The following is a 26,607-nucleotide window of genomic DNA, read 5'->3' as shown; positions in this document are numbered from 1 at the left end:
CCACAGGTTTCAGGTAGTCCCTAAGGCCTGTGCAGTACCTGTGGGAGCGGGCTTGCCCGCGAAAAGGCCACCTCTGTTCTTCAGGGATACCCCATGCTCAGATTCCTGCTCACCCTGCTGCTCCTGCTGCCCTTGGCAACCCAGGCCAGCGAGGGCGAATTCTTCCTCACCGCCAAGCCCGCCGAACAAGCAAGCCTGCTCGAAGGCTGGGCGGCGCAGCCCGACGCCGCGCGCCTGCCGCTGCTGGAAAACCTGCGCCAAGGCCGCATCGCCGAAGGCGACACGCGCAAAGTGCGCCTGAACAACCGCCTGCGCGGCTTGATCGACAACGCGCTGGCCAGCCACCAGTTGCTCAGCGCCAGCACCGACACCCGCCTGGCCGCCGCCCAGCAACTGCAGAAAAGCGCGCAGCCAGCGCAGATGGCTTTTCTAGACCGGCGCTTCGCCAGCGAAACGGATAGCGCCGTGCACGCTGCCCTCGGCCTGGCACTGGCCAACCTGCAACTGGGCGCCAGCGAGCCGACTGTGCGCCTGGCAGCCGTGCGCCTGCTCGGTGAAACTGGCGACCCGGTGGCGCGCACGCGCCTGGAAGCGCTGCTGCAACCCGACGCAGAAACCGACGCCGCCGTGCGCACGGCCGCTGAAACCAGCCTGGCCCAGGTCAAACGCAAACTGCTGGTCGGCGAGCTGCTCGGCCAGGCCTTCAGCGGCCTGTCGCTGGGTTCGATTCTGCTGCTCGCGGCCCTGGGCCTGGCGATCACCTTCGGCCTGCTCGGGGTGATCAACATGGCCCACGGCGAGATGCTCATGCTCGGCGCCTACAGCACCTACATGGTCCAGGTCCTGCTGCAGCGCTACGCACCTGGCGCCATCGAGTTCTACCCGCTGATCGCCCTGCCGGTGGCGTTCGCCGTCAGCGCCGGGGTCGGCATGGCGCTGGAGCGCACGATCATCCGCCACCTTTACGGGCGCCCGCTGGAAACCCTGCTGGCGACCTGGGGCATCAGCCTGATCCTGATCCAGGCCATCCGCCTGCTGTTCGGCGCGCAGAACGTCGAGGTCAGCAATCCGGCCTGGCTCTCCGGTGGCATCCAGTTGCTGCCCAACCTGGTACTGCCCTACAACCGCCTGGTGATCATCGCCTTCGCCCTGGCGGTGGTGTTGCTGACCTGGCTGCTGCTCAACCGCACACGGCTGGGCCTGAACGTGCGTGCGGTAACCCAGAACCGCAACATGGCCGCCTGCTGCGGGGTGTCCACCGGGCGCGTCGACATGCTCGCGTTCGGCCTTGGCTCGGGTATCGCCGGATTGGGTGGCGTGGCCCTGAGCCAGGTCGGCAACGTCGGCCCGGACCTGGGCCAGAGCTACATCATCGACTCGTTCCTGGTGGTGGTGCTCGGCGGTGTCGGGCAACTGGCCGGCAGCCTCTGGGCCGCCTTTGGCCTGGGCATCGCCAACAAGCTGCTGGAGCCGCAGATCGGCGCCGTGCTTGGCAAGATCCTCATCCTTGCGTTGATCATTCTGTTCATCCAGAAACGCCCGCAAGGCCTGTTCGCCCTCAAGGGACGGGTAATCGACTGATGAACCAGCCACTGCTTGTCACCGCTTCGCAAAAGGCCGGGCCGCGCCTGACGCTGGCCATTGGCGCCGTCGTCGTGCTGTTGCTGTTGGCCCTGCCGCTGCTTTCGTTGCTGCCGGCGGACCATTCATTGCAGGTCTCGGCCTACACCCTCACCCTGGTCGGCAAGATCCTCTGCTACGCCATCGTTGCCCTGGCCCTGGACTTGGTCTGGGGCTACGCCGGGCTGCTGTCGCTCGGCCACGGGTTGTTCTTCGCCCTGGGCGGCTACGCCATGGGCATGTACCTGATGCGCCAGGCGGCCGGTGACGGCTTGCCAGGGTTCATGACCTTCCTGTCCTGGACCGAACTGCCCTGGTACTGGGCCGGCACCCAGCACTTCGCCTGGGCGATGTGCCTGGTGGTGTTGGCGCCCGGCCTGCTGGCGCTGGTGTTCGGCTTCTTCGCCTTCCGCTCGCGGATCAAGGGCGTGTACTTCTCGATCATGACCCAGGCCCTGACCTTCGCCGGCATGCTGCTGTTCTTCCGCAACGAGACCGGCTTTGGCGGCAATAATGGCTTCACCAGCTTCCGCACCATCCTCGGTTTCGACATCGCCGCGCAAGGCACTCGGGCGGTGCTGTTCCTGCTCACCGTCGGCCTGCTCCTGGCCAGCCTGTACCTGTGCTGGCGCCTGACCCAGAGCAAGTTCGGCCGCCTGCTCACCGCCGTGCGCGATGCCGAGAACCGCCTGATGTTCTGCGGCTACGACCCGCGCGGCTTCAAGCTGCTGGTGTGGGTGCTCAGCGCCGTGCTGTGCGGCCTGGCCGGTGCGCTGTACGTGCCGCAAGTGGGCATCATCAACCCCAGCGAAATGTCACCGACCAACTCCATCGAGGCCGCAGTGTGGGTCGCCCTCGGCGGGCGCGGCACGCTGATCGGCCCGCTGCTCGGCGCCGGCCTGGTCAATGGCATGAAAAGCTGGTTCACCGTGGCCTTCCCGGAGTTCTGGCTGTTCTTCCTCGGTGCCTTGTTCATCCTCGTCACCCTGTACTTGCCCAAAGGCGTGGTGGGCCTACTGAAGAAAAGGAGCCAGCCATGAAAGGCGTATTGAGCCTGGAAGACATCAGCGTCAGCTTCGACGGCTTCAAGGCCCTCAATGCCTTGACCTTGTACATCGGCGTCGGTGAGTTGCGTTGCATCATCGGCCCCAACGGCGCCGGCAAGACCACGATGATGGATGTGATCACCGGAAAGACGCGCCCGGACAGCGGCAGCGCATTCTTTGGCGACACCCTCGACCTGACCCGCATGAGCGAATACCAGATCGCCCAGGCCGGGATTGGCCGCAAGTTTCAGAAGCCAACGGTGTTCGAGGCGCTGACGGTGTTCGAGAACCTGGAGCTGGCGCTCAAAGCCGACAAGTCGGTGTGGGCCAGCCTGGCGGCGCGTTTGAGCGGCGAGCAACGCCAGCGCATCGAGGAGGTATTGACCACCTTGCGCCTGCTGCCCCTGGCCCAGCGCCAGGCGGGCTTGCTGTCCCACGGGCAGAAGCAGTTTCTGGAAATCGGCATGCTGCTGGTGCAGGAGCCGCAACTGTTGTTGCTGGACGAACCGGTGGCGGGCATGACCGACGCCGAGACCGAGTTCACCGCCGAGCTGTTCAAAGGCCTGGCACGCACGCATTCGCTGATGGTGGTGGAGCATGACATGGGTTTTGTCGGCAGCATTGCCGACCATGTCACCGTGCTGCACCAGGGCAGTGTGCTGGCGGAGGGGTCGCTTGCGCAGGTGCAGGCGGATGAGCGCGTGGTAGAGGTTTATCTGGGCCGATGATCTTCGTTGCCTGTGCCGGCCCTTTCGCGGGACAAGCCCGCTCCCACAGATTCTGCGCTGTACTTGTGGGAGCGGGCTTGCCCCGCGAAAGGGCCGGTGCAGGCACAGCAACTCTTTCAGGAATGCGCACATGCTGAAAATCGACACCCTGCACCAGTACTACGGCGGCAGCCATATCCTGCGCGGCCTGTCCTTCGAGGCCAAGGTCGGCGAAGTCACCTGCCTGCTGGGGCGCAACGGCGTGGGCAAGACCACCTTGCTGCGCTGCCTGATGGGCCTGGTGCAGGCCCGCGAAGGCAGCGTCGAATGGGAGGGCAAGCCGATCACCACGCTCAAACCGCAGCAACGGGTTCACGCCGGCATCGCCTACGTCCCCCAGGGCCGCGAGATCTTCCCGCGCCTGACGGTCGAGGAAAACCTGCTGATGGGCCTGTCGCGCTTTTCCGCCCGCGAGGCGCGGGAAGTACCGGCCTTCATCTACGAGCTGTTCCCGGTGCTGGAGCAGATGAAGCAGCGCCGCGGCGGCGACCTGTCCGGCGGCCAGCAGCAACAGCTGGCCATCGGCCGGGCCCTGGCCAGCCGGCCGCGCCTGCTGATCCTCGACGAGCCCACCGAAGGCATACAGCCCTCGGTGATCAAGGAAATCGGCGCGGTGATCCGGCGCCTGGCCGCGCGTGGCGACATGGCCATCCTGCTGGTCGAGCAGTTCTACGACTTTGCCGAAGAACTGGCCGACCAGTACCTGGTCATGGCCCGTGGCGAAATCATCCAGCGCGGGCGTGGCGAGAACATGCAAGCCGAGGGTGTACGCGGGCTGGTAACCATTTAATCTGCACTCATCGACCTTGTGAGACGCTGCAATGAGCCACCAAATCCGCGACGCCCTGCCCGCCGACGTGCCGGGCATTCTCGACATCTACAACGACGCGGTGTGCAACACCACGGCGATCTGGAACGAAACCCCCGTTGACCTGGGCAATCGCCAGGCCTGGTTCGAGGCTCGGGCGCAACAGGGATATCCGATCCTGGTGGCGGTGGATGACACCGGCGTGCTCGGCTATGCGTCGTTTGGCGACTGGCGGCCGTTCGAAGGCTTTCGCCAGACCGTGGAGCATTCGGTGTATATCCGGGGCGACCAACGCGGCAAGGGGCTGGGGCCGCAGTTGATGGTGGCGCTGATCGAGCGGGCGCGGGGGTGTGGCAAGCATGTCATGGTGGCGGCCATCGAGAGCGGGAATGAGGCGTCGGTGCGCCTGCATGAGCGGCTGGGGTTCGTGGTGACCGGGCAGATGCCGCAGGTGGGAGTGAAGTTTGGGCGGTGGCTGGATTTGACCTTCATGCAACTGGTGTTGAATCCCGGCGCCAAACCCACCTGAGTGCTGTGTTGGATTCTTCGCGGGCAAGCCCGCTCCCACAGGCTCACCACTGTTCTCAAGGGCAGTGAAAAACCTGTGGGAGCGGGCTTGCCCGCGAAGAGGCCGGCACTGGCTCGATCATAGCTGGGTGAACCTGCCCAACCTCTGGCGCAACATACTGTTCTCACTGCGCAACTGCTGCACTTCCTGCAAAAGCTCAAGCGCCAGCGCCACCCCTTCCCATTCCAGTTCCAGCTCCTGGTGCAGCTTCGCCGCGCGCCTGGCCAGCAGCGGCGCCTGATCGTCGAACAGCCAGTCTTCCGGCGTTCGCCCCTGCGGTTCAACGATGCCGTGTTCGACGATCTCGATCACGTAATCCGTGGTGATGTCGGCCTCCTGGCAGAGGGTGCGCATGTCCAGTTGAACGATCAGGGTGCTGCTCATGATCACTTACTCCATTGAGTCCTCGGATTGAACGCGGCCTTTTCGGAAAGCTTGGCCCACAGTTCACGGGTAGCGTCATCGGATGCAGGTGGCATGACCACCTTGAGCTGCGCGTAAAGGTTGCCGCGCTCCCCCTGCTTGTTGACCAGACCTTTGCCTGGCACGCGCAGGCGCTGGCCGCTCTGGCTGTCGGGCCGGATGGTCAGGTTGATCTTGCCGTCCAGGGTCGGCACCGCCACCTTGGTACCCAGCGCCGCTTCCCACGGTGCCAGGGGCACGGTGATGATCAGGTCCTGGCCTTCGACATCGAACAGCGGGTGCGGTGCCATGCGGATGGTCAGGAACAGGTCGCCATTGGCGCCGCCAGCGCTGCCCGGCGCGCCCTGGCCTTTCAGGCGGATACGCTCGCCGTCGGTCACGCCGGCGGGGATCTTCACGTTCAGGGTCTTGGTGGTGAACCCGGTGCGCTGGCCGGCGGCATTGGTTTGCGGCACCTGGAAGCTGATCTGCTTGGATTCCTTGCTCAGGGTTTCTTCAAGGAAGATCGCCAATTCCAGTTCCACGTCCTGCCCTCGCCTGCCTGCACTGCGCTGTTGCTGCCGGGCGCCGCCAAACGGGTTACCGCCCCGCGCGCCGAAGATCGAGCTGAAGAAATCGGAAAAATCCCCGCCCTCGAAACCACCGCCCGCGCCACCCGCACCGCCACGGCTCTGCCAGCCAGGCGGGGCCTGGAAGGGACGGCCGTGCTGGCCGCCGTACTTGCGGATCTCGTCGAATTCGGCGCGTTTCTGGGCGTCGCCAAGCACCTCGTAGGCTTCGTTGGCCTCTTTGAACTTGTCCTCGGCGTCGCGCTCCTTGCTGACGTCAGGGTGATACTTGCGCGCCAGCTTGCGGTACGCGGCCTTGATCGCCTTGTCGTCCGCCGTGGGCTCTACGCCGAGTATCTTGTAATAGTCTTTGAAGTCCATCTATGGATCACCAGTGTGAAGTTTCGTGTTGCATCTGAAGATTGGGTCCAAGCATAGCCTTTCAAGGTTCGCTTGGCTTTGCTCCATGGCAGACGATCGGTGTTGATTCTTCGGCAAAGTGGCATAAACTGCGCGGCCGTTTTGCCTCCGGAAGCCCTTTTCCCATGTCTGACGTATCCCCGGCCCGCGCCCTTGGCATCGACTTTGGCACCTCCAACTCCACGGTCGGCTGGCATCGCCCTGGCGTCGAGTCGCTGATCGCCCTGGAAGACGGCAAGATCACCCTGCCCTCGGTGGTCTTCTTCAATATCGAAGAACGTCGCCCGGTGTACGGCCGGCTGGCGCTGCACGAATACCTTGAAGGCTATGAAGGCCGCCTGATGCGCTCGCTCAAGAGCCTGCTGGGTTCCAAGCTGATCAAGCACGACACCAGCGTGCTGGGCAGCGCCCTGCCGTTCAAGGACCTGCTGGGGATGTTCATCGGCGAACTGAAAACGCGCGCCGAAACCGCCGCCGAGCGCAGCTTCGACCAGGTGGTGCTGGGCCGCCCGGTGTTCTTCGTCGACGAAGACCCGGCCGCCGACCAGGAGGCCGAAGACACGCTGGCCGATGTGGCGCGCAAGATCGGCTTCAAGGACGTGTCGTTCCAGTACGAACCGATCGCCGCGGCGTTCGACTACGAGTCGGGCATCAGCCGTGAAGAGCTGGTACTCATCGTCGATATCGGCGGCGGTACGTCGGACTTTACCCTGATCCGCCTGTCGCCCGAGCGCCACCAGGTCGCCGAGCGCCAGAGCGACATCCTCGCCACCGGCGGCGTGCACATCGGCGGTACCGACTTCGACAAGCAGCTGAGCCTGCAGGGCGTGATGCCAATGTTCGGCTATGGCAGCCGGATGAAGAGCGGCGCGCTGATGCCCACCAGCTACCACCTCAACCTGGCCACCTGGCACACCATCAACGCCCTGTACTCGCAAAAATCGCAGCTGGCCCTGGGCAACATGCGCTATGACATCGAGGACACCCTGGGCATCGATCGCCTGTTCAAACTGATCGAGCAGCGTGCGGGGCACTGGTTGGCGATGGAAGTGGAGGCCAGCAAGATCGAGCTGACTGATCAGCAAAGCCGCCGTGTCGACCTCGGTCGGGTCGAGCGCGAATTGGCTGTGGACCTGACCCGGGCGGTGTTTGAAGGTGCCATCGAAGGGCTGTTGGAGCGGGTGCGCGGCAGCGTGAGCGAATTGCTGGCCAAGGCTGGGGTGAGTGAAGGCCAGGTCGACACGGTGTTCTTCACCGGGGGTTCCAGCGGGATCCCGGCCCTGCGCAACAGCGTGGCGGCGATGCTGCCGAATGCGCGGCATGTGGAAGGCAACATCTTTGGCAGCATTGGTAGCGGGTTGGCGATCGAGGCGCGCAAGCGTTACGGCTCGATCTGATATCGGTGTCGCCCCTTTCGCGGGCAAGCCCGCTCCCACAGGTACATCACTGCCATCAAGAACAGTGATGTACCTGTGGGAGCGGGCTTGCCCGCGAAAGGGCCGGCACTGACACCCCTCAGTTCACACCAGCTCCGCCCGCCGCAACTCACTCTTCAGGTAGGCATAGTAGACCGGCCCCGCCACCACCCCCGGCAAGCCGAACGCCGCTTCGAACACCAGCATCGCCAGCAACAGCTCCCAGGCCTTGGCACTGATCTGCCCGCCAACGATCCGCGCGTTGAGGAAGTACTCGACCTTGTGGATGACGATCAGGTAACCCAACGCCGCCGCCGCCACCCAGATCGACAGCGACAAGCCGACGATGGTGATCAGGGTGTTGGACATCAAGTTGCCGATCACCGGCAGCAGCCCCAACAGGAAGGTCAGCACGATCAGCGTCTTGGTCAGCGGCAGGTGCACGCCGAACAGTGGCAGCACCACAGCGAGGAAGACCCCGGTGAAGGCGGTGTTCAGCAGCGAGATCTTGATCTGCGCGAAGACGATGTTGCGAAACGCCTGCACCAACAGGCTCAGGCGTTCGAACAGCGCCGCAGCCAGCGGCTTGCGCCGGGAAATGTCGGGTATGCGCTGCAAGGCGATGATAGCGCCGAGGATCATGCCGATCAGCAATGTCACGAACATGTGCGCCATGCCTTTGCCGACCAGTTGCAGGTCGCTCAGATGGCTCTTGATCCAGTCACCGATGGCGATCTTGAACTCGGCTGCGCTGGCCGGCAGGTAGCCTTCGATGAACGGCGGCAACTGGCCCCGGGCACGTTCGACCAGCCCCATGAACTTGTCCAGCGAGGCGCCGGGATTCTCGGCCTCGTGCAGCAGGAAGCTGAACGCACCGGCAATCAGCAGCGCCAGGGTGGTGACCACCAATGTGCCGAGCAGCGCCACTGCCAGCCACCGCGCGCGCTGGCCAGCGAGCAGCGGTTGCAGACGCGGGGTGAGCATGTTGACCAGTTCGAACACCAACAGCCCGGCAAGCAGGCTGGGCAGCAACTTGAGCGGCAGGGCCAGCAGCAACCCGGTCATGACGATGATCAGGCTGGCAAGGGTGATCTGGCGGGGGGTGAAGGTCATACAGCCTCGGCGGCAGACAGCGGAAAGTCCCGCAGTCTGCCAGCCTTCGACCTACAGGCATAGGTCATTTCTTCTTCAGGCAGTCGCTCATGTAGGCTTTGCGCTCGTCGCCCTTGAGCGCCTTGGTGGTGGCGTCGGCATTGCAGGTCTTCATCTTTTCCTGCTGGGTCTGCGGCACGTCCTTCTTCAGGCAGGTGCTCATGAAGGCCTTGCGCTCATCACCCTTGAGCGCCTGGGTGGTGGCGTCGGCGTTGCAGGTTTTCATCTTTTCCTGCTGCGCGGTGGCGGCGAACCCTTGCGCGCTGAACAACACGGCCAATACCAGCAACGGCATGTGCAGCATCTTCATGGAGTGGTCTCCTTGGCTCCGCGCCCGGTGCACGGACATGCGCCTGAGTGTAGACAAGATTTTTTACATTCTGCCTGGGCAGGGACCTTCATAATGGTCAGCCAAGGCGTCCGCGCCATACGAAAGAGTCTGTTGTTGCATGAATTACGCGTTCCCCCTCTTCGCCATCCTCATCTGGGCCGGCAATACCGTGGTCACCAAGATGTCGGCCGGCGCGATCCAACCCGCCGAAATCGGCTTTTACCGCTGGCTGCTGGCCGGTTTGCTGTTCACCCCGTTCCTGTTGCCCGCCGTGTGGCGCAACCGCGCGGCCATTCGCCCGCACCTGGGCAAGATCGCCGTACTTGGCGTGCTGGGCATGGCCGTCTACCAGAGCCTGGCCTACTTCGCCGCGAGCATTACCAGTGCCACCAACATGGGCATCATCCTTTCGCTGATGCCCCTGATGTCGCTGGCGCTGTCCATCGCCTGGCTGGGCCAGCGCCTGAGCTACGGGGCATTGTTGGGCGCCGTGGTGTCGTTCTTCGGCGTGCTCGAAGTGGTGTCCGCCGGCCAGCCGGGCATTCTGCTGGAACAAGGCCTGAACAGCGGCGACTTGCTGATGCTGATAGCCACCCTGGCCTATGCGCTGTACAGCTTCCTGCTGAAGAAATGGCAGCTGCGCCTGCCGCCCTTGCAATTGCTGTACCTGCAGGTGCTGGTGGCCATTGTCGTGTTGTTGCCGCTGTTCCTGCTCTCGGACAAGACCGGCTTGAATGGTCACAACATCGGCCTGGTGCTGTACGCCTGCGTCCTCGCCTCGATGATCGCGCCACTCCTGTGGATGCAAGCCGTACACCGCCTGGGGCCTAGCCGCACCACGCTGTTCTTCAACCTGCTGCCGCTGGTGACTGCGCTGATCGCTGCCGCAGTGCTGGATGAACAACTGGCCAGCTATCACCTGGTCGGCGGCCTGCTGACCCTGGCCGGGGTGATCCTGGCCGAACGCTGGACCACCCCCGTGCGCCGCTAAAGCCCCGCAGCCTTGAGCCGGGCGGCGTGCTCGGTGAACAGGCGCACCGGCTCGGCGCCCTTGCCCACGGCGCCGAGCGACTGGTTGACGATGTCCAGGTGATCGAGCGGGTAGTCATCGCCGATCACCTGGCCCAGGTGCGAGCTGAAACGCCCGACCATGCCGTCGCAATGGCCCTTTTCCCTGACGAAACTGCGGGCAAAAAGACGGCAGAAGCGGTTGCTGCCGTCGAAGCGGTTGCGCCCCTGGTCGGTCAGCCCCGGTTGCAAGGTGCCGGACCAGGAGTAGTAGCGCACGCCGTTCACCTCATAAGCCCCTTCCCCGCCCCAGGTGTGCGGCAGCCCCTGTGGATAAGCCTGGTTGAACAGCGCCACCCCGGCGCTGGTCAGCGACTGGTGCGAGGCATGCACATCAACTGGCAGTGGATCGCGGCGCCAGCCGGTCTCCAGCCACACCAGCAGCACCGCCAGACCGTGCAGCACGGCTTTGAGGATGCGTCCCTGGGGTGAATCGCCCGGCGCTGTGCGCTCTAGATGATCGGCCAGTTCCGAACCCTGATTGGGGCCTGCCACAGAGGTGACCGACGCTACCCGATCAGGCCGCCTGGCAGCGGCATAGCGTGCGCTCAGGGCGCCCTGGCTATGGCCGATGAGGTTGACCTTGTCGGCACCGGTGCGCTGGCAGATGTCTTCGATGATCGCCAGCAACTGTTCACCACGCACTTCGCTGGAGTGCAGCGGCGAGACCTGCACCGGAAACACTTGTGCGCCACCTTTGCGCAGTGCCGCGACGATGCCGAACCAGTAGGGATACAGCAGCACCCGGACAAAGCCGAGCATGCCCGGCACCAGCACCAATGGGTATCGCGTGGTCAATTCCTGCTGCATGGCCCTAGCCCTTCTCCATGGACGACCGGCCAACACTACAGCGGCTTGGATGACCATCGCAATCGAACTCCTGACGCGCCGCGCGGTTCCAAACCAGACAGACCCTTGAGCAAGGAGCGGGACCATGTACAAGCAGACCCTGGCAGTCCTTCTGGCAAGCGCCACCCTCGCCGCCTGCGGCAGCCGCCCGGAAAACCCGGTGGATTACGTCACTTATCGCGATGAGCCGCTGGTCAAGCAGGTCGAGAACGGCATGACCATGCAGAAAGTCATCGCCATCGGCGGCAGCCCGTCCAACGTGATCGACCTGCCGCACGGGGGCACCTGCAACGACTACATCCTCAACCGCGATGGCCAGCAACAGCCGTATTACGTGCGCTTCGACGCCACCGGCCATGTCGATGCCAAGGGCTTCAAGACCTGCAAGCAACGAGAAGAGGACAGCCAGGCCGTAAAAGGCGCGTAAGCCTCTCTTTCATTCTGACCTACCGTCCTGATCTGTTTGGAGATGACCATGAGCAACGTTGAACTGACCGATGTGCAAACCCTGCGCCAGCGTGCCCGCCAGCACGTCGAACAAGGCGCGGTGACCGAGGGTTACCATGCCGACCGCCAAGAAATCCTGCGCCTGCTCAACGAGTCGCTGGCCACCGAACTGGTCTGCGTGCTGCGCTACAAGCGCCATTACTTCATGGCCAGCGGGATCAAGGCGAGCGTCGCGGCCAAGGAATTTCTGGAGCACGCCAACCAGGAAGCCGAGCACGCCGACAAGCTGGCCGAGCGCATCGTGCAGCTGGGTGGCGAGCCAGACTTCAACCCCGACAACCTGACCAAGAATTCCCATGCCCAGTACGTGGCGGGTAATTCGCTGAAGGAAATGGTGCTGGAAGACCTGGTGGCCGAGCGGATTGCGATCGACAGCTACCGCGAGATCATTCAGTACATCGGTGACAAGGACCCGACTACCCGCCGCATTTTCGAGGACATCCTGGCTCAGGAAGAAGAGCACGCGGACGATATGTCGGATCTGCTGCAAGGTCTGTAATCGCACGGGGCTGCTTTGCAGCCCATTCGCGGGGCAAGCCCGCTCCCACAAAGGCTTACTGCAATCCTCTGGTCACCGCAGGCCCTGTGGGAGCGGGCTTGCCCCGCGAATGGGCCGCGAAGCGGCCCCATATACTCACTTCTTGCCCTTCACCGCAGCCGGCGCCTTGCCGGCTTTCATCTGCTGCAGCAACGGAGTGCACTGGTTCGGCGCATCGCCACTGCTCGGCGCTATCAGCGCCAGCAGCCCCGCCGCCGGCCCCGCAACTACACCCAACGCCACCATCCCCGCCCCGCGCAACGCCAGCGGCACTGCCTGCACACCCGCGCTGGGCTTGGCGAACGGCCCGCGTACATACAGCGGCGAGCGCAGCGAGAACAGGCGCAGGCCTTTCGATTCCGGGGTGATCTTCAGGTCCAGCTGCTCGCTGGCGAAATTGGCGGTGCCGTCGATGTAGATGATCGCGTTCTCGGTATCGAAGATGAACAGCCGCGTGGTCGCCAAGCCATCCTTGATGCCGACATCCGCCGCAGCACAGTTGATCTGCACATCTTCGTCGCCGAACAGCTTGCCGACTACATAGTTGCCCACGTTCAACCCGGCAATTTCCATCAAGCTGCGGCTGATTGCGCCATCGTTGATCAGCAGGCGCAGGTCGCCATTGGCCGTGCCCAGCAACGCCGCCACCGAGTTGCCGCGGCCGCTGATATCGGCATCGCCGTTCAGCTCGCCGAAGCTGGTCTGCATCGGTGCGAACGAGGGGAACAACTGCTTGAGCTTGAAGCCTCGCGCGGTCAGCTGGGCACGACCCTGCAGCGGCACGCTGCGCCCGTCCAGGCGGATCCTCGAAGCCAGGTTGCCACCGGCTACGCCAAAGCGCAGCGGTTCCAGACGCAGCAGGCCGTCTTCGAGGATGACGTGGGCGGACAGGTCGTTGAACGGCAGCTTTTCACTGTGGACGATGCGCTTGCCGGTGAACTCGACATCGGCGTCCATGGCGCGCCAGCGTTCGGTACGGAATTCTTCTACCGGCAGCACCTTGCCGGCCGGCTGTTTGCTGGCGCCACCGCGGGCTTTCTGCTCGGCGTTGGAGTCAGCGCCGATCAGCGGTGCCAGGTCCTTGAACAACAGCTGGTTGGAGACCAGCTTGCCGGAAAGCTTGGGACGGGGCTGACTGGCGATGAAGGCCAGGTCGCCGTGAATATCGCTGTCACCGATCTTGCCGTTGAAACCCTGGTAATTGAAAGTTGCGCCTTCAGCCGCGTGCAGGTTGGCGGTGAGGTGGCCGTCGGTTTCGTAGGCGGGCGTGTCCGGCAGGGTCACACCGGTCAGCGGGTAGAGATTGCCCAGGCTGGCGCCGGACAAGCGCAGGCGCAGGTCCAGGGCGCCGAGGTTGTGTGGGTCGGTCAGGGTACCGGCGAGCACCACGTGGGTGTCGGCAATGCGCACGTCGGCTTGCAGCGGGAACGGCTGGCTGGCGTCCTGCAGCGCCAGCAGGCCACCGATCTTGCCCGTACCGGAAACGGGCTGGGCTTTGTAGCGGCCCTGGGCCTTGAGCCCAAACGCATAATCCTGGGTGCCGGCCGCCTTTTCAGCGCTCGCCTTGCCGACGATGTCGCTGAAGGGAATCGGCTTGCCCAGCGGATCGATCTGCACCTTCATGGTGGTCTTCAAGGTCTGGTCGTCGAAGCTGACGTTGCCTTGGTCGAAACCGATGGCGCCGATGTCCAGCTGCCATTTGGAAGGCTCGGCGTTCTCGTCCTTGGGGCCGAAATCGAAAGTCCAGTTGGCGCGGCCATCGGCCAGACGGGTGAGGCTGGCAGTGGGTTTGACCAGGTCGATACGGGGGATGACGATCTGCTGGAACACCAGCGGCAGCGGCGCCAGGCGGAATTCAACGCGCTCCAGCCCGACCATCTTCGGCTCCTTGAGCCACTCCGGGTTGCCCAAGGTCAGGTCCTCGGCGATGAAGTGCGGCCACGGCACCCAGGCGCGCCAACCGCCTTCTTCTGGCTCGGTGCGCCACTGCACGGCGAGGTTGCCGTTGATCGCGAAGGGCCGGTGCAAGGCTTCGGAAACTTTCTCGTTGAGCAACGGCTTGACGCGGTTCCAGTCGAAGGTGGCGATCACCACCACAAGTATCGCCAGCAGGGTCAGCAGGCTGGTTAGGGTCCAGACGAGGATTCTGGCGGGACGCGTCATTGCGTGATTCTCCTGACGGCTTGGCATGAAACGGGTGCAGCGATGGCACTCAATATGTCGGACTGATCAAAACCCGCTGGGTTTTATTGATTACGCCCATGATAGCGAAGTTTTTTCGGGCTTCTGGCTTGGCATTCGGTCGGAGTAGCGCGCTGACTGGCCTCGGAAACACCAATAGCCAATGGCCATGCCGCACTGCGAAACAGCCGTCCTAGAGCCATGCTGATCCGCTATCAATACCGTCGATTGTTACCATTACCCATATGAACTTCTCTCTGGCGTTACCGGGCGTAGCATTGGCTCCGTACCCACTTTCCAGCCCCCGAGAGGAGCACCGAATCATGAAACGCCATCTGCTGACCCTGACCCTGTCCATCCTGGCTGCCAACGCCTTCGCCCTGCCAGCTGCCGACCAGCACCTGACCGCCGAATCGCGCTCCAGCACCGCTGAAATCGCCCAACCGCTGAAAACCGTTGCCGAAGGTGGCGCCGAACGCCTGCAAGAACGCGCTGGCCGCGTTGCCGAAGGAGGCTCGGATCGCCTGATCGAACAAAGTGGCCGCGTCGCCGAAGGTGGTTCGGACCGCCTGATCGAACAAAGTGGCCGCGTTGCCGAAGGTGGTTCGGACCGCCTGATCGAACAAAGTGGTCGCGTCGCCGAAGGTGGCTCCGATCGCCTGATCGAACAAAGTGGCCGTGTTGCAGAAGGTGGTTCGGATCGCCTGGTCGAAATCAGCCGTGTGAGCTGATCACCATGGCCGAAAAGAACAACCTACAGCACAGCGCCTGCTCCCCTCCAAGCCCGGTCCATTGACCGGGCTTCGTTTTTTTAACTAGAGTGCCGAGTTTCCCTGTCACAGAATCCTGCACCATGCTGCCGCGCGCCGAACAGAAGCTACAGACTCGCCAGGCCCTGCTCGATGCGGCTTGCCAGCTCATGGAGAGTGGCCGTGGCTTCGGCAGCATCAGCCTGCGCGAAGTGGCCAAGGCCGCCGGCATCGTGCCTACCGGTTTCTACCGGCATTTCCCCGACATGGACGCCTTGGGCCTGGCCCTGGTGGCCGAGGTCGACGACACCTTCCGCCAGACCATCCGCCTGGTGCGGCACAACGAGTTCGAACTGGGTGGCATCACCGACGCCTCGGTGCGTATTTTCCTCGACGTGGTCGCCGCCCACCGCGCGCAGTTCCTGTTCCTCGCCCGCGAACAGTACGGCGGTTCACAGGCCGTTCGCCAGGCCATCGCCCGGCTGCGCCAGGGCATCAGCAACGACCTGGCCACCGACCTGGCCCGCATGAAACGCTGGCAGCACCTGGACAGCGCGGCGCTGACGGTGATGGCCGACCTGGTGGTGAAGACCGTATTCGCCACTCTGCCCGAGCTGATCGATGACCCGGAGCAAGGTTATCCACAGGCGCTGAGCGCGCGTGAGAAGATCACCCAGCAGTTGCGCTTCATTTTCGTCGGTGCACGGCATTGGCAAGGCCTGGGCAATCCGGGCTGAAGCGCAGTTCTGCTACCATGGCGCACTGCCCGATTGTGACGAGCGCATTCATGTCCAACCCCCGCCCCACTCCGCCCGAACTGGCCCGCTTCCAACAGCACTTCGCCGAGCGCATCGTGCCGCTGTGGCAAGGCCCGGGCTGGAACGCCGAAATGGCCCTGCCCTACGAGGCCCTGGATGCCCAGCACCGGCCGCTGCCGGTGCAGCGTTACCGGGCGATGGCCTGCGCGCGCCAGCTCTACCTGTTCAGCAGCCGCATCGAACAACCGGGGGCGGCAGAGCGGGCTGCGGCGCTGTTCCGCTCGCTGCAGCGGCACTTCCATGACGCCGAGCACGGCGGCTGGTTCTATAGCATCGATGCCGAGGGCAAGCCGCTGGACCGGCGCAAGGACCTCTACACCCATGCGTTCATCGTGTTTGCCTGCGCGCATTACTGGGGCAAGGTTCGTGAAGGCCTGGTCGAGTCCGCGTTGAATGCAGCGCTGGAGATCGTTAGCGAGCAGTTCGCCCGTGATGATGGCCTGTACGAGGCGAGCCTCGGTGAAGACTGGGCGGACCTGGGCAGCGGGCCGCTGCAGAATCCGCAGATGCACTTGGCAGAAGCGTTCCTGCAGGTCCTCGCCGTGCGTGAAGATCAAGGCGTGCAACAGGCGCTATTGGGCTTGTGCGATGCGCTGCAGGCGCACTTCATCGACCCAGAGCACGGGCTGATGCTGGAGAAACCGCGCGGCGCTGTGGATAACTGGTTCGAGCCGGGGCATCAGTTCGAGTGGTTTTACCTGCTGGATACATCACCGCTGTTGCGGGGTACCCCGCTGCATGCCTCGATCGACCGCGCTTTCGGCTACGCCGAACAATGCGGGGTGAAGGATGGCGCCGTGCTGGCGATGCTGGATGTGGATGGCAAGGTGATCGATGCGACCCAGCGGGTCTGGGCACAGGCGGAATATCTGCGAGCGCTGGCGTTGCGCGCGGGGAGTGAAGCGAAGCTGGCTGAGCAGTTGCAGACGATGGAGCAGCGGTTTCTGCATGACGGCGGCTGGTATGAGTGCCGGGATGGTGAGGGTGCTGTCAGTCGGCATGACATGCCTTCGACGACGCCTTATCACTTGGCGACCTGCCTGGAAGGCCTGCAGCGCGTGAGCTGACGTATTCGCGGGGCAAGCCCGCTCCCACAGGGTACGAGGCGCTACTGATACCTGTGGGAGCGGGCTTGCCCCGCGAAGAGGCCCTCGGATCAGACGTTGTTCGTGCGGTTGATCGACATCCCAGCCCAGTCCTGGCTCACCGGCATCAGCTCCAGGCTGTTGATGTTGATGTGGGCCGGCTGGTTGAGGATCCAGAAGATGGTCTCGGCGATGTCCTCTGGCTGGATCGGCTCTGCACCGGCATAGGTCGCGTCATACTTGGCCTGGTCACCGCCGTGGCGCACCAGCGAGAACTCGCTCTCGCACAGCCCCGGCTCGATGTTGCTGACACGCACGCCAGTACCACGCAGGTCGCAACGCAGGCTCAGCGAGAACTGACCGACGAACGCCTTGGTGCCGCCATACACGTTGCTGCCTGGATACGGATAATTGCCCGCCACCGACCCCACATTGAGGATCGACGCCCCACGGCCGTAGGCGATCAGGCGTGGCAGCAGCAGACGGGTAGTGAACATCAAGCCCTTGATGTTGGTGTCGACCATGGTTTCCCAGTCATCCAGGCTGCAGTTCTGCGCCGCATCCACGCCCAACGCCAGCCCCGCGTTGTTGACCAGCCCGCGCAGCTTGTCGAAACCGGCCGGCAGGTTGGCGATGGCCTGTTCCATGGCCTTGCGGTCGCGCACGTCGAGCACCAGGCCATGCACTTCGGTCTTGGCCGACAGCTCGGCGCACAGCGCGTCCAGGCGCTCCTTGCGCCGGCCAGTGAGGATCAGCTTCCAGCCGGCATCGGCGAAACGGCGCGCGCTGGCCTCGCCAAAACCGGAAGTCGCGCCAGTGATGAATACGGTGGACGTCATGCTCTGTTCCTCGCTGTGGATAGTCATCGGCAGGCTTAGCAGCATGCCCGCGCTGGGCGCAGTCAGCAAGCCGCCAAAGCTACTGGTCATTTTTTGTACATTATGCGCAAAGCCTTGTCGCAGAGGGCCCGCCGCCAGCTATTCGCATGTTATCCACAAGGCTTTCCCCATGGATTGGGGGCAACTTGTCCCCAGGGCGGAACCCTTTCAGCGTAACGCGGTCGCTGCGTACCGGCACCCTGATAGCGCAAGGCTTTCAAGCATGCCGCCTGTAGCAGTCTGTCCAAGGGTTTCCCACAGAGTTATCCACAGAAACATGGCGCACTGCCATCCCGCCAGCACTGTGGAAAAAAGCCTTTGAATTCATCCACAACGGCGACCTGATCAAATAATAACCAAACCTGTGAAGGCCGCGGATTCAAAGGCTCTTAACGAAGTGCCACCATGTTTTCCACAGGCGGTTCCACATTAAACGTGGAAAAAATTCAACCTGTGGAAACAAGGGCTTGCGAGGGGAATGTCGAGTGGGTGGAGAAAGATATGCGACAAGTTGTCCACATGGACGAAGGGGCTGCCCAGCAGCCCCGGATACTGCTCAGTGCCCGCCCAGATAGGCGTTGCGCACTTCCTCGTTGACCAACAACTCCTGCCCCGTCCCGGTCATGCGAATCTGCCCGTTGACCATCACGTAGGCCCGATCCGACAGCTTCAAGGCATGGTTGGCGTTCTGCTCCACCAAAAAGATGGTCATCCCGGTCTTGGCCAACTCCCGCAGGGTCGAGAAGATCTGTTTGACCACGATCGGTGCCAGCCCCAGCGAAGGCTCATCGAGCAGCAGCAATTTGGGCCTGCTCATCAACGCACGGGCGATGGCCAGCATCTGCTGCTCACCGCCGGACATGGTCATGGCGCGCTGATTGCGGCGCTCCTTGAGCCGCGGGAACAGCTCGAACATGCGCTGCATATCCTCAGTGGCATATTTATCGCCAATGGGGATGGTGCCCATCATCAGGTTCTCCTCGACCGTCATGTCGGGGAATACCCGCCGCCCTTCCGGCGACTGGGCAATGCCATTGGACGCGATGTAGTGCGATGACTTGCGGGTGATATCGGTGCCGCGATAGACGATGTGCCCGGAGGCCGCGCGCGGCTGGCCGAAGATCGACATCAGCAGCGTCGACTTGCCGGCACCGTTGGCGCCGATCAGGCTCACCGTCTCGCCTTCGTTGATGTGCATCGAAACCTTTTTCAGCGCCTGGATCGGCCCGTAGAACACGTCCAGGTCCTGCAGTTCGAGAATGGGTGCAGTCATACCAGTTCCTCTTCGTCGGCACCCAGGTAGGCGGCGATCACCGTCGGGTTGTGGCGGATGTCCTGCGGCGCGCCTTCAGCGATCACGTTGCCGTGGTCGAGCACGACGATGTGGTCGGAGATGCTCATGACCATGCCCATATCGTGCTCGATCAGCACCACGGTGATGTCGTGCTCGTCCCGCAGCACGCGAATCATGCGGCTGAGGGCCTCGGTCTCCTGCGGGTTGAGGCCGGCGGCCGGCTCGTCCAGGCAGATGATCTTCGGCCGCGTGCACATGGCGCGGGCGATTTCCAGGCGACGCTGCTGGCCGTACGACAGTTCTCCGGCCAGGCGGTTGGCGCAATCGACCAGGTCGACCACCTCCAGCCAGTAGAACGCATGGTCCAGAGCATCGCTCTCGGCCTTGCGATAGGCCTTGGTGTTGAGCACCCCAGCCAGCAGGTTGCGGTTGACCCACATGTGCTGGGCCACCAGCAGGTTTTCCACCACCGACATTTCCTTGAACAGGCGAATGTTCTGGAAGGTACGGGCGAGCCCTGCGCGGTTGACCAGGTGGGTGCCGCCGAACATCTTGTAGTACATACGGTTGGCAAAACGCGCCGGCGAGACGAAGTCCGCCGCCTGGAAGCGCTCGCCGAGCAGTTGGATGACATTGGTGTGGCTGCCACGCACATTCAGTTCGATACGCCCGCCGCTGGCCTTGTAGAAGCCGGTGAGGCAGTTGAACACCGTGGTCTTGCCGGCACCGTTGGGGCCGATCAGGGCGAAGATCTGGTTGCGCTTGACCTTGAGGCTGACATCACTCAGCGCCTTGATGCCGCCGAATTGCATCATCAGGTTGTCGACCGAAAGAATGATTTCGTCGCTCATGGCGCCACTCCTTTACGCGGGACCACACCGGTACGGCTGATGCGGATCAGCCCCCGCGGTCGCCAGATCATCATCAGCACCATCAACACGCCGAACAGCAGCACCCGATACTCGGAGAAGCTGCGCAGCAGCTCCGGCGCCACGGTCAGCACGAACGCCGCGATCACCACGCCCACGGTCGAGCCCATGCCACCGAGCACCACGATGGCGAGGATCAGCGCCGACTCGAAGAAGGTGAACGAGGACGGGTTGACGAAGCCTTGGTAGGTGGCGAAGAACACCCCCGCCAGGCCCGCCGTAGAGGCGCCGAGGGTGAACGCCGAAAGCTTGACCAGCACGTGGTTGAGGCCCATCGAGCGGCAGGCGATCTCGTCTTCACGCAGCGCTTCCCAGGCACGGCCGACTGGCATGCGGGTCAGCCGGTGCTTGATGTACAGCACCGCCAGCACCACCAGGAACAGCACCGCGTAGATGAACACGAACTTGAGGTTGGGGTTGTAATCGAAACCGAAGAACTCATGGATCGGCACCCCGCCATCCTTGGCGCGCCGGCCAAACTCCAGGCCCAGGAAGGTCGGCGAAGGTGCCGGCATGCCGTTCGGGCCGCCGGTGAACGACAGCCAGTTGTTCAGCACCAGGCGGATGATCTCGCCAAAGCCCAGGGTCACGATCGCCAGGTAGTCACCGTGCATGCGTAACACCGGGAAGCCGAGTATGCACCCCGCTAGCGCTGCGGCGATGGCCGCCAGTGGCAGCACGCTCCAGAAGCCCAGGCCGAGGTACTGGTAGCCCAGCGCCAGGCCATAGGCGCCAATCGCGTAGAACGCCACGTAGCCCAGGTCGAGCAGGCCCGCCAGGCCGACCACGATGTTCAGGCCAAGGCCCAGCAACACGTAGATCAGGCCGAGGATGACCACGGTCAGCAGGTATTTGTTGGCGAAGATCGGGAAGACGATGGCGATCACCACCAGCGCCGGGATGATGTAGCGCAGCCGCGACTTGTAGTCCGGGGCGTTGACGTGCACCCCCGAGCCACCGCTGTCGAAGCCTTGCAGCATGCGTTGGCCGGCAGCGGTCTGCAGGTACAAGCTGAGCAGGAAGCGCCCGAGCATCACCCCGCCGACCAGCCAGGCCACGCGGCGCGGTTCGGCATTGAAGGTGTAACCATCGAGCACCACGCCGACCACCGGGCCGAACACGATGAGCGCCAGCAGGCCGGCGACGAGGGTCTCCAGCAGGCTGCGTTTGAGATCGAAACCGTGGGTTTCGGCAACAGGAGCAGTTTTGGCAGTGGACATGTTCACACCTTAGCCACGAGCGGGCGACCCAGCAGGCCTTGTGGGCGGAAGATAAGGATCAGCACCAGCAGCGAGAAGCTGAACACGTCCTTGTAGTCAGAATTGATCAGGCCAGAGAACAGCGACTCGGAAATCCCCAGGATGATCCCGCCGAGCATGGCGCCAGGCAGCGAGCCGATGCCACCGAGTACTGCGGCGGTGAACGCCTTGATGCCGATGATGAAGCCGGCATAGAAGTCGAAAGTGCCGTAGTTCATGGTGATCAGCACACCGGCCAGCGCGGCCATCACCGCACCGATGACGAACACGTAGGAAATCACCCGGTCGGTGTTGATACCGAGAATCGAGGCCATCTTGCGGTCTTGCTGGGTGGCGCGGCACATGCGGCCAAGCTTTGTGTACTTGATCACGTAGGTCAGCAGACCCATGCCGACGAAGGCGGCGATCAGGATGAAGATCTTGGTGTAGGTCAGCTGCACGAAACCGGTGCCCACTTCGACGCGCAGGGCGCCTTCGAGCAGGGTCGGCACGCCTTGCTGGCGAGCGCCCTGGCTGATCTGCGCGTAGTTCTGCAGGATAAGCGAGATGCCGATGGCGCTGATCAGCGGTGCCAGGCGGGTGGAGTTGCGCAGGGGTTTGTAGGCGATGCGTTCGATGGTGAAGCCATAGACGCCGGTGACGACCACGGTGAACAACAACGTACCGAGCATCAGCAGCGGGAAGGATTCGATACCGAAATAAGCCAGCAATGCCAGGCTGATCGCCGCGAGGTACGCGGAAATCATATACACCTCGCCGTGCGCGAAGTTGATCATGCCGATGATGCCATAGACCATTGTGTAGCCGATGGCGATCAGGCCATAGACCGACCCGAGGGTCAGGCCGTTGACCAGTTGCTGCAGGAAAATACCATCCATAACGCAATCTCACCTGAGCGAGACTGCACGCGCGCCGACCACCACGGGCCACGGATGAAGCGACCCCAGCAGCGCAGAACCGTGCAAGTCTCCGAATAAGGACAGGTACCGCAGGGGCATTGGCCCGGGCGTGTGCCCGGGCTGGCTGCCGTTGTTATTTTTGTTTTTCCAGCTGGTGGTACTTGCCGTCCTTGTCCCACTGGTAGACCACGTAGTCGGAGACGGTCAGGTCGCCCTTGCTGTCCCACTTCTTCTCGCCCATGACGGTCTGTACCGGGTTGGCCTTGAGCCACTTGGCGGCGTCTTCGCCCTTGTTCGACTTGGCGCCGTTGAAGGCAGCGGCCAGGGCTTGAACCGAGGCGTAGGCGTACAGGGTGTAGCCTTCAGGCTCGGTGCCGGCTTTGCGGAACTCCTCGACCACGGCCTTGCTGTCCGGCAGCAGGCGGGGGTCGGCGCCGAAGGTCATGTAGACGCCGTTGGTGTACTGGGCGCCGCCAGCGGTGGCGACCAATTCGTCGGTGACGATGCCGTCGTCGGACATGAACGCCACATCCTTCAAGCCCTGTTCACGCAGCTGACGGACCAGCGGGCCGGCCTCGGGATGCAGGCCACCGAAGTACACGACGTCGGCACCGGCGGCGCGAATCTTGGTGACCACGGCGCTGAAGTCCTTCTCGCCACGGGTCAGGCCTTCGTACAGCACAGGCTTCACGCCGCGCTTCTCCAACTGTGCCTTGGTCGCATCGGCCAACCCCTGGCCGTAGGTGTCCTTGTCGTGCAGCACCACGACTTTCTTGCCTTTGAGCACATCGACGATGTAGTTGCCGGCGACGATGCCCTGCTGGTCGTCACGGCCGCACATGCGGAACATGCCGCTTAGCCCGCGTTCGGTCACTTGCGGGTTGGTGGAGCCGGGGGTAATGGCGATCACGCCCGCTTCGTCATACACCTCGGACGCCGGGATGGTGTTGGAGGAACAGAAATGGCCGACCACGCCGATCACCTTGTCCTGATCGACCAGGCGGTTGGCCACGGCCACGGCCTGCTTCGGCTCGCAGGCGTCATCGCCTTTGACCAGGACGATCTTCTCGCCATTCACGCCACCGGCGGCATTGACCTTGTCGGCCGCTGCCTGCGCACCTTTCATGTATTGCTCGCCAAACGCTGCGTTCGCCCCAGTCATGGGCCCCGCGACACCGATCTTGACGTCGGCCTGAACATACGAAGAAACACCCAGTGCCGTAGCGACGGCAAGTGCCAGGAAACCTTTCTTGTAAAACGTCTGCGACATGAGGTGGTGCTCCTAGAGTTTTTTTTGGTTGGCACTACAACTTCTCAGCCCTGTGCTCCGAGCAAGGGCCGTGCCATTGGTTTTGTATTCCGGGAAATCACACTTTGCAGGCGGCATCGAGGCGACCGGCGGCCTTTTCTTTATTGAGCGTGCAACCGTCTGCCATAGGGCAGGCGCCACCACGCGCGCAGACAAGGAGCAACTGTCTTGTGCCATCATTGCAACCCTGGCAAGTGTTTACGTACAACCGCCCTGTAACAGCGGACGTCACCGAACTGCACACCGCTGGTGCGCGACCGCACTGTTTCAAGGCTAGCTGGTGCACGGAAAAACACCTTGTTTAGCCTGCGCGGGCCTCATCGCGGATGAATCCGCTCCTACAGACGACACGGAACCCGGTAGGAGCGGATTCATCCGCGATGAGGCCCGCCCAAACACCATAGAACCCAAAAGACTGGCACAATGACCGCCATTCGCCGCTTCTGGAGCCACCCTTGATGAGCGAGAGCGCATTCGCCGAGCGCATCGTGCACAACCTGCTCGACACCGACTTCTACAAGCTCACCATGATGCAGGCCGTGCTGCACAACTACCCCGACGCCGACGTCGAATGGGAATTCCGCTGCCGCAACGGCGAGGATCTGCGCCCCTACCTCGGCGAGATCCGCCACCAGCTCGAACTGCTCAGCGAGCTCACCCTGGGTGATGGCCAGTTGGCCTTCCTCGAACGCATCAGCTTCTTAAAGCCCGATTTCCTGCGCTTCCTGCGCCTGTTCCGCTTCAACCTGCGCTACGTGCGCCTCGGCATTGAAAACGACCAGCTGTGCCTGCGCCTGAAAGGCCCGTGGCTGCACGTGATCCTTTTCGAAGTGCCGCTGCTGGCGATCATCAGCGAGGTGCGCAACCGCCACCTGCACCCGCGCCTGCGCCTGGCCGAAGCGCGCGACCAGCTGTACCGCAAGTTCGACTGGCTGCAGGCGCACGCCAGCGCCGACGAACTGGCAGAGCTGCAAGTGGCCGACTTCGGCACCCGCCGCCGCTTTTCCAGCCGCGTCCAGGAAGAGGTGGTGCGGGTACTGCGCGACGACTTCCCGGCCCGCTTCGTCGGCACCAGCAACGTCGACTTGGCCTGGAAACTCGATATCAAGCCGCTGGGCACCATGGCCCACGAATGGATCATGGCCCACCAGCAACTCGGCCCGCGGCTGATCGACAGCCAGATCGCCGCGCTCGACTGCTGGGTTCGCGAATACCGCGGCCTGCTCGGCATCGCCCTGACCGACTGCATCACCATGGATGCCTTCCTTGGCGACTTCGACTTGTACTTCGCCAAGCTGTTCGACGGCCTGCGCCATGATTCGGGCGAGCCGGTGGCCTGGGCGGAAAAGGCCATCGCCCACTACCAGAAACTGGGTATCGACCCGATGACCAAGACTCTGGTGTTCTCCGATGGCCTCAACCTGACTCGGTCGCTGGAGATCTTCCGTGCCCTGCGTGGTCGCATCAACGTCAGCTTCGGCATCGGCACCAACCTGACCTGCGACATCCCTGGCGTGACGCCGATGAACATCGTGCTGAAAATGACCGACTGCAACGGCTCGCCAGTGGCGAAGATCTCCGACGAAGCCGCCAAGACCCAGTGCCGCGACGAGAACTTCGTCGCCTACCTGCGTCACGTATTCAAAATCCCCAGCAAGGAGTAACCCATGCAAGCCGTTCAGCAAGAGATTGCCCAGGCGCTCAAGGTCCAGCCGCCGTTCGCCGACGCCGCTGCGCTGGAGGCCGAAGTCGCCCGGCGCGTGGCGTTTATCAAGGATTGCCTGGCCAACGCCCGGCTCAAGACCCTGGTGCTGGGCATCAGTGGTGGTGTCGACTCACTGACCGCCGCCCTGCTCGCCCAGCGCGCCATCAATGAGCTGCGTGCGGAAAAAGCCGACCCGGATTATCGTTTCATTGCCGTGCGCCTGCCGTATCAGGTGCAGCACGATGAGCATGACGCCCAGGCCTGCCTGGAAGTGATCAAGGCCGATGAGGTGCATACGGTCGACATCGCCCCCGCCGTGCGTGCGCTGGCGCTGGAAGTGGAGGCGCTGAAGGATGGCTCGCCGACCCTCGTAGACTTCGTCGTCGGCAACATCAAGGCGCGTACGCGCATGGTCGCGCAGTACACCATCGCCGGTGCCCGTTCGGGCCTGGTGATCGGTACCGATCACGCCGCCGAGGCGGTGATGGGCTTCTTTACCAAGTTTGGTGACGGTGCTTGTGATCTGGCGCCGCTGAGCGGCCTGGTGAAGAACCAGGTGCGGGCGATGGCACGCAGCTTCGGTGCGCCTGAGTCGCTGGTGGAGAAGGTGCCGACCGCGGACCTGGAAGACCTGGAGCCGGGCAAGCCGGACGAGGCGTCACACGGCGTGACCTACCAGCAAATTGATGCATTCCTGCATGGGGAGCCGGTGGATCAAGCGGCGTTCGATATCATCGTGGCCACCTACCGCAAGACCCAGCACAAGCGCGAACTGCCGTTCGCCCCTTAAAAGCTTCGCGGGCAAGCCCGCTCCCACAGGTTCTCCACTGCACTTGAGATCAGTAGAGGAACTGTGGGAGCGGGCTTGCCCGCGAATAGGCCCTAAAGACCTATACAGCTGTCATTACTTGACGACGACCTTGCCCTTCATCATCGAGATGTGACCCGGGAAGGTGCAGAAGAAGCTGTAATCACCACCGGCTTCCAGCTTGGAAGTGTCGAACTTCACTTCGGTTTCTTTCTCAGGCGCGCCGATCATCGCGGTGTGGGCGATGATGTTGGCGTTGTCTTCCTTCAGGTAACCCTTGTCGATGCCTTGGCTCATGCCCTCGGTGGCAATGCCCTGCATGTCGGCAGTCTTGCTGATCACCAGGTTATGACCCATCACATTCTTCGGCAGGCTGCCGGAGTGGGTCAGTTTGACGGTGAACTCCTTGCAGCTCTTGTCGACGGTGAATTCCTTGGTGGTATAGGACATCTGGTCCGTCGATTCGACAGTTACCGAGCACTCGGCGGCGAAGACGGAAGCGCTGGCGAGGGTCAACAGGGATACCGCTACAGCTTTCGCAAACATCATGAATCTCCTTGGCAGGGTTTTATCAATTGCGAGACTGCCTGAAACCGCCGTGTCCCCTGCTGACATGCATCAAGGGGGTGTCAA

The 26,607-nt window shown here is 63.1% G+C and carries 26 protein-coding genes and 1 pseudogene; 14 read left to right on the top strand and 13 right to left on the bottom strand.

The window, feature by feature from the left end:
- Window positions 1–93 precede the first annotated feature (93 nt).
- From urtB to ACIPZF_RS07070, 5 genes and pseudogenes are all read left to right on the top strand, one after another.
- Entirely contained in the window at window positions 94–1,581 is a 1,488-nt protein-coding gene (gene urtB, locus ACIPZF_RS07090) for an urea ABC transporter permease subunit UrtB (RefSeq protein ID WP_400796930.1), read from the top strand.
- Window positions 1,581–2,660, top strand: a complete 1,080-nt coding sequence (gene urtC, locus ACIPZF_RS07085; RefSeq protein WP_400796928.1) for an urea ABC transporter permease subunit UrtC — start codon at window positions 1,581–1,583, stop codon at window positions 2,658–2,660. Before urtB ends, urtC begins: the two co-directional genes overlap by 1 nt.
- Before the next feature lie 2 nt (window positions 2,661–2,662).
- Window positions 2,663–3,394, top strand: a pseudogene (gene urtD / locus ACIPZF_RS07080) (urea ABC transporter ATP-binding protein UrtD); the annotation flags it as partial.
- Between the two features lie 130 nt (window positions 3,395–3,524).
- Window positions 3,525–4,223 carry an urea ABC transporter ATP-binding subunit UrtE gene (gene urtE, locus ACIPZF_RS07075; protein ID WP_400796925.1) on the top strand — a complete coding sequence of 233 codons (699 nt, stop codon included), beginning with the start codon at window positions 3,525–3,527 and terminating at the stop codon, window positions 4,221–4,223.
- A 31-nt stretch (window positions 4,224–4,254) separates the two neighbouring features.
- Window positions 4,255–4,770 carry a GNAT family N-acetyltransferase gene (locus ACIPZF_RS07070; protein ID WP_400796922.1) on the top strand — a complete coding sequence of 172 codons (516 nt, stop codon included), beginning with the start codon at window positions 4,255–4,257 and terminating at the stop codon, window positions 4,768–4,770.
- Between the two features lie 117 nt (window positions 4,771–4,887).
- Here the strand turns inward: ACIPZF_RS07070 and ACIPZF_RS07065 are convergent, their stop codons facing one another.
- Complete coding sequence (locus ACIPZF_RS07065; RefSeq protein ID WP_400796919.1) at window positions 4,888–5,193, bottom strand: chaperone modulator CbpM; 306 nt, start codon at window positions 5,191–5,193, stop codon at window positions 4,888–4,890.
- 2 nt (window positions 5,194–5,195) lie between these two features.
- Complete coding sequence (gene cbpA / locus ACIPZF_RS07060; RefSeq protein ID WP_400796916.1) at window positions 5,196–6,161, bottom strand: curved DNA-binding protein; 966 nt, start codon at window positions 6,159–6,161, stop codon at window positions 5,196–5,198.
- 164 nt (window positions 6,162–6,325) lie between these two features.
- Here cbpA and ACIPZF_RS07055 point away from each other — a divergent pair, with 164 nt between their 5' ends.
- Window positions 6,326–7,597 carry an Hsp70 family protein gene (locus ACIPZF_RS07055; protein ID WP_400796913.1) on the top strand — a complete coding sequence of 424 codons (1,272 nt, stop codon included), beginning with the start codon at window positions 6,326–6,328 and terminating at the stop codon, window positions 7,595–7,597.
- Between the two features lie 123 nt (window positions 7,598–7,720).
- On the opposite strand, the gene ACIPZF_RS07050 is transcribed toward ACIPZF_RS07055, so the two are convergent.
- Complete coding sequence (locus tag ACIPZF_RS07050) at window positions 7,721–8,728, bottom strand: AI-2E family transporter (protein WP_400796910.1); 1,008 nt, start codon at window positions 8,726–8,728, stop codon at window positions 7,721–7,723.
- Window positions 8,729–8,792: 64 nt separating this feature from the next.
- Window positions 8,793–9,077, bottom strand: coding sequence for a PsiF family protein (locus tag ACIPZF_RS07045; protein ID WP_400796907.1), 285 nt, complete (start codon window positions 9,075–9,077; stop codon window positions 8,793–8,795).
- A 139-nt stretch (window positions 9,078–9,216) separates the two neighbouring features.
- On the opposite strand from ACIPZF_RS07045, the gene ACIPZF_RS07040 reads away from it, so the two are divergent.
- Window positions 9,217–10,089 (top strand): DMT family transporter, encoded by an 873-nt coding sequence (locus tag ACIPZF_RS07040; protein WP_400796905.1) that lies wholly within the window; start codon window positions 9,217–9,219, stop codon window positions 10,087–10,089.
- Here ACIPZF_RS07040 and ACIPZF_RS07035 read toward each other — a convergent pair.
- Window positions 10,086–10,976 carry an alpha/beta fold hydrolase gene (locus tag ACIPZF_RS07035; protein WP_400796903.1) on the bottom strand — a complete coding sequence of 297 codons (891 nt, stop codon included), beginning with the start codon at window positions 10,974–10,976 and terminating at the stop codon, window positions 10,086–10,088. The genes ACIPZF_RS07040 and ACIPZF_RS07035 overlap by 4 nt on opposite strands.
- A 124-nt stretch (window positions 10,977–11,100) precedes the next feature.
- Between ACIPZF_RS07035 and osmE the strand changes: the two genes are divergently transcribed.
- On the top strand, window positions 11,101–11,442 hold the full coding sequence (osmE, locus tag ACIPZF_RS07030; protein WP_400796902.1) for an osmotically-inducible lipoprotein OsmE: 342 nt from the start codon (window positions 11,101–11,103) through the stop codon (window positions 11,440–11,442).
- A gap of 48 nt (window positions 11,443–11,490) precedes the next feature.
- The gene (locus ACIPZF_RS07025) at window positions 11,491–12,021 is read left to right on the top strand and encodes a bacterioferritin (RefSeq protein ID WP_400796899.1); all 531 of its coding nucleotides are present in this window, start codon (window positions 11,491–11,493) and stop codon (window positions 12,019–12,021) included.
- A gap of 135 nt (window positions 12,022–12,156) precedes the next feature.
- Here the strand turns inward: ACIPZF_RS07025 and ACIPZF_RS07020 are convergent, their stop codons facing one another.
- On the bottom strand, window positions 12,157–14,223 hold the full coding sequence (locus tag ACIPZF_RS07020) for an AsmA family protein (RefSeq protein ID WP_400796896.1): 2,067 nt from the start codon (window positions 14,221–14,223) through the stop codon (window positions 12,157–12,159).
- Window positions 14,224–14,564: 341 nt separating this feature from the next.
- Between ACIPZF_RS07020 and ACIPZF_RS07015 the strand changes: the two genes are divergently transcribed.
- From ACIPZF_RS07015 to ACIPZF_RS07005, 3 genes are all read left to right on the top strand, one after another.
- The gene (locus ACIPZF_RS07015) at window positions 14,565–14,972 is read left to right on the top strand and encodes a phage infection protein (RefSeq protein WP_400796893.1); all 408 of its coding nucleotides are present in this window, start codon (window positions 14,565–14,567) and stop codon (window positions 14,970–14,972) included.
- Between the two features lie 122 nt (window positions 14,973–15,094).
- On the top strand, window positions 15,095–15,727 hold the full coding sequence (locus ACIPZF_RS07010) for a TetR family transcriptional regulator (RefSeq protein WP_400796891.1): 633 nt from the start codon (window positions 15,095–15,097) through the stop codon (window positions 15,725–15,727).
- A 50-nt stretch (window positions 15,728–15,777) separates the two neighbouring features.
- Window positions 15,778–16,875 (top strand): AGE family epimerase/isomerase, encoded by a 1,098-nt coding sequence (locus ACIPZF_RS07005; protein ID WP_400796888.1) that lies wholly within the window; start codon window positions 15,778–15,780, stop codon window positions 16,873–16,875.
- Window positions 16,876–16,964: 89 nt separating this feature from the next.
- On the opposite strand, the gene ACIPZF_RS07000 is transcribed toward ACIPZF_RS07005, so the two are convergent.
- From ACIPZF_RS07000 to ACIPZF_RS06975, 6 genes are all read right to left on the bottom strand, one after another.
- Window positions 16,965–17,732: an SDR family oxidoreductase gene (locus ACIPZF_RS07000; RefSeq protein WP_400797144.1), complete on the bottom strand. Its 768-nt coding sequence runs from the start codon at window positions 17,730–17,732 to the stop codon at window positions 16,965–16,967.
- Between the two features lie 595 nt (window positions 17,733–18,327).
- Window positions 18,328–19,044, bottom strand: a complete 717-nt coding sequence (locus ACIPZF_RS06995; RefSeq protein WP_400796885.1) for an ABC transporter ATP-binding protein — start codon at window positions 19,042–19,044, stop codon at window positions 18,328–18,330.
- Window positions 19,041–19,916 carry an ATP-binding cassette domain-containing protein gene (locus ACIPZF_RS06990; protein ID WP_400612071.1) on the bottom strand — a complete coding sequence of 292 codons (876 nt, stop codon included), beginning with the start codon at window positions 19,914–19,916 and terminating at the stop codon, window positions 19,041–19,043. The genes ACIPZF_RS06995 and ACIPZF_RS06990 overlap by 4 nt, the downstream gene beginning before the upstream one ends.
- The gene (livM, locus tag ACIPZF_RS06985) at window positions 19,913–21,214 is read right to left on the bottom strand and encodes a high-affinity branched-chain amino acid ABC transporter permease LivM (RefSeq protein ID WP_400796882.1); all 1,302 of its coding nucleotides are present in this window, start codon (window positions 21,212–21,214) and stop codon (window positions 19,913–19,915) included. Before livM ends, ACIPZF_RS06990 begins: the two co-directional genes overlap by 4 nt.
- Before the next feature lie 2 nt (window positions 21,215–21,216).
- Window positions 21,217–22,131: a branched-chain amino acid ABC transporter permease LivH gene (locus ACIPZF_RS06980; protein WP_400796879.1), complete on the bottom strand. Its 915-nt coding sequence runs from the start codon at window positions 22,129–22,131 to the stop codon at window positions 21,217–21,219.
- A 154-nt stretch (window positions 22,132–22,285) separates the two neighbouring features.
- The gene (locus ACIPZF_RS06975; RefSeq protein WP_400796877.1) at window positions 22,286–23,422 is read right to left on the bottom strand and encodes a branched-chain amino acid ABC transporter substrate-binding protein; all 1,137 of its coding nucleotides are present in this window, start codon (window positions 23,420–23,422) and stop codon (window positions 22,286–22,288) included.
- Between the two features lie 497 nt (window positions 23,423–23,919).
- Between ACIPZF_RS06975 and pncB the strand changes: the two genes are divergently transcribed.
- Complete coding sequence (gene pncB, locus ACIPZF_RS06970) at window positions 23,920–25,125, top strand: nicotinate phosphoribosyltransferase (RefSeq protein ID WP_400796874.1); 1,206 nt, start codon at window positions 23,920–23,922, stop codon at window positions 25,123–25,125.
- Between the two features lie 3 nt (window positions 25,126–25,128).
- Window positions 25,129–25,956, top strand: a complete 828-nt coding sequence (gene nadE / locus ACIPZF_RS06965) for an ammonia-dependent NAD(+) synthetase (protein ID WP_400796871.1) — start codon at window positions 25,129–25,131, stop codon at window positions 25,954–25,956.
- A gap of 114 nt (window positions 25,957–26,070) precedes the next feature.
- Here the strand turns inward: nadE and azu are convergent, their stop codons facing one another.
- Complete coding sequence (gene azu, locus ACIPZF_RS06960; protein WP_400796868.1) at window positions 26,071–26,520, bottom strand: azurin; 450 nt, start codon at window positions 26,518–26,520, stop codon at window positions 26,071–26,073.
- Window positions 26,521–26,607 lie beyond the last annotated feature (87 nt).

Source organism: Pseudomonas sp. NPDC089752 (assembly GCF_044748725.1).
Lineage (GTDB): Bacteria > Pseudomonadota > Gammaproteobacteria > Pseudomonadales > Pseudomonadaceae > Aquipseudomonas.
Note: the sequence above shows the minus strand (reverse complement) of the source record. Positions and strands in the feature narration are given on the sequence as shown.

Excerpts from the sequence above, each read along its gene's own strand:
- ACIPZF_RS07015 (WP_400796893.1), top strand. The coding sequence starts at position 14,565 with ATGAAACGCCATCTGCTGACCCTGACCCTGTCCATCCTGGCTGCCAAC.
- ACIPZF_RS07065 (WP_400796919.1), bottom strand. The coding sequence starts at position 5,193 with ATGAGCAGCACCCTGATCGTTCAACTGGACATGCGCACCCTCTGCCAG.
- azu (WP_400796868.1), bottom strand. The coding sequence starts at position 26,520 with ATGTTTGCGAAAGCTGTAGCGGTATCCCTGTTGACCCTCGCCAGCGCT.
- ACIPZF_RS07020 (WP_400796896.1), bottom strand. The coding sequence starts at position 14,223 with ATGACGCGTCCCGCCAGAATCCTCGTCTGGACCCTAACCAGCCTGCTG.
- ACIPZF_RS06980 (WP_400796879.1), bottom strand. The coding sequence starts at position 22,131 with ATGGATGGTATTTTCCTGCAGCAACTGGTCAACGGCCTGACCCTCGGG.
- nadE (WP_400796871.1), top strand. The coding sequence starts at position 25,129 with ATGCAAGCCGTTCAGCAAGAGATTGCCCAGGCGCTCAAGGTCCAGCCG.
- urtB (WP_400796930.1), top strand. The coding sequence starts at position 94 with ATGCTCAGATTCCTGCTCACCCTGCTGCTCCTGCTGCCCTTGGCAACC.
- ACIPZF_RS06975 (WP_400796877.1), bottom strand. The coding sequence starts at position 23,422 with ATGTCGCAGACGTTTTACAAGAAAGGTTTCCTGGCACTTGCCGTCGCT.
- ACIPZF_RS07045 (WP_400796907.1), bottom strand. The coding sequence starts at position 9,077 with ATGAAGATGCTGCACATGCCGTTGCTGGTATTGGCCGTGTTGTTCAGC.
- urtE (WP_400796925.1), top strand. The coding sequence starts at position 3,525 with ATGCTGAAAATCGACACCCTGCACCAGTACTACGGCGGCAGCCATATC.
- ACIPZF_RS07035 (WP_400796903.1), bottom strand. The coding sequence starts at position 10,976 with ATGCAGCAGGAATTGACCACGCGATACCCATTGGTGCTGGTGCCGGGC.
- ACIPZF_RS07050 (WP_400796910.1), bottom strand. The coding sequence starts at position 8,728 with ATGACCTTCACCCCCCGCCAGATCACCCTTGCCAGCCTGATCATCGTC.
- ACIPZF_RS07040 (WP_400796905.1), top strand. The coding sequence starts at position 9,217 with ATGAATTACGCGTTCCCCCTCTTCGCCATCCTCATCTGGGCCGGCAAT.
- urtC (WP_400796928.1), top strand. The coding sequence starts at position 1,581 with ATGAACCAGCCACTGCTTGTCACCGCTTCGCAAAAGGCCGGGCCGCGC.
- pncB (WP_400796874.1), top strand. The coding sequence starts at position 23,920 with ATGAGCGAGAGCGCATTCGCCGAGCGCATCGTGCACAACCTGCTCGAC.
- ACIPZF_RS07070 (WP_400796922.1), top strand. The coding sequence starts at position 4,255 with ATGAGCCACCAAATCCGCGACGCCCTGCCCGCCGACGTGCCGGGCATT.
- ACIPZF_RS07000 (WP_400797144.1), bottom strand. The coding sequence starts at position 17,732 with ATGACGTCCACCGTATTCATCACTGGCGCGACTTCCGGTTTTGGCGAG.
- ACIPZF_RS07010 (WP_400796891.1), top strand. The coding sequence starts at position 15,095 with ATGCTGCCGCGCGCCGAACAGAAGCTACAGACTCGCCAGGCCCTGCTC.
- ACIPZF_RS07025 (WP_400796899.1), top strand. The coding sequence starts at position 11,491 with ATGAGCAACGTTGAACTGACCGATGTGCAAACCCTGCGCCAGCGTGCC.
- ACIPZF_RS06995 (WP_400796885.1), bottom strand. The coding sequence starts at position 19,044 with ATGACTGCACCCATTCTCGAACTGCAGGACCTGGACGTGTTCTACGGG.
- osmE (WP_400796902.1), top strand. The coding sequence starts at position 11,101 with ATGTACAAGCAGACCCTGGCAGTCCTTCTGGCAAGCGCCACCCTCGCC.
- ACIPZF_RS06990 (WP_400612071.1), bottom strand. The coding sequence starts at position 19,916 with ATGAGCGACGAAATCATTCTTTCGGTCGACAACCTGATGATGCAATTC.
- cbpA (WP_400796916.1), bottom strand. The coding sequence starts at position 6,161 with ATGGACTTCAAAGACTATTACAAGATACTCGGCGTAGAGCCCACGGCG.
- ACIPZF_RS07005 (WP_400796888.1), top strand. The coding sequence starts at position 15,778 with ATGTCCAACCCCCGCCCCACTCCGCCCGAACTGGCCCGCTTCCAACAG.
- ACIPZF_RS07055 (WP_400796913.1), top strand. The coding sequence starts at position 6,326 with ATGTCTGACGTATCCCCGGCCCGCGCCCTTGGCATCGACTTTGGCACC.
- livM (WP_400796882.1), bottom strand. The coding sequence starts at position 21,214 with ATGTCCACTGCCAAAACTGCTCCTGTTGCCGAAACCCACGGTTTCGAT.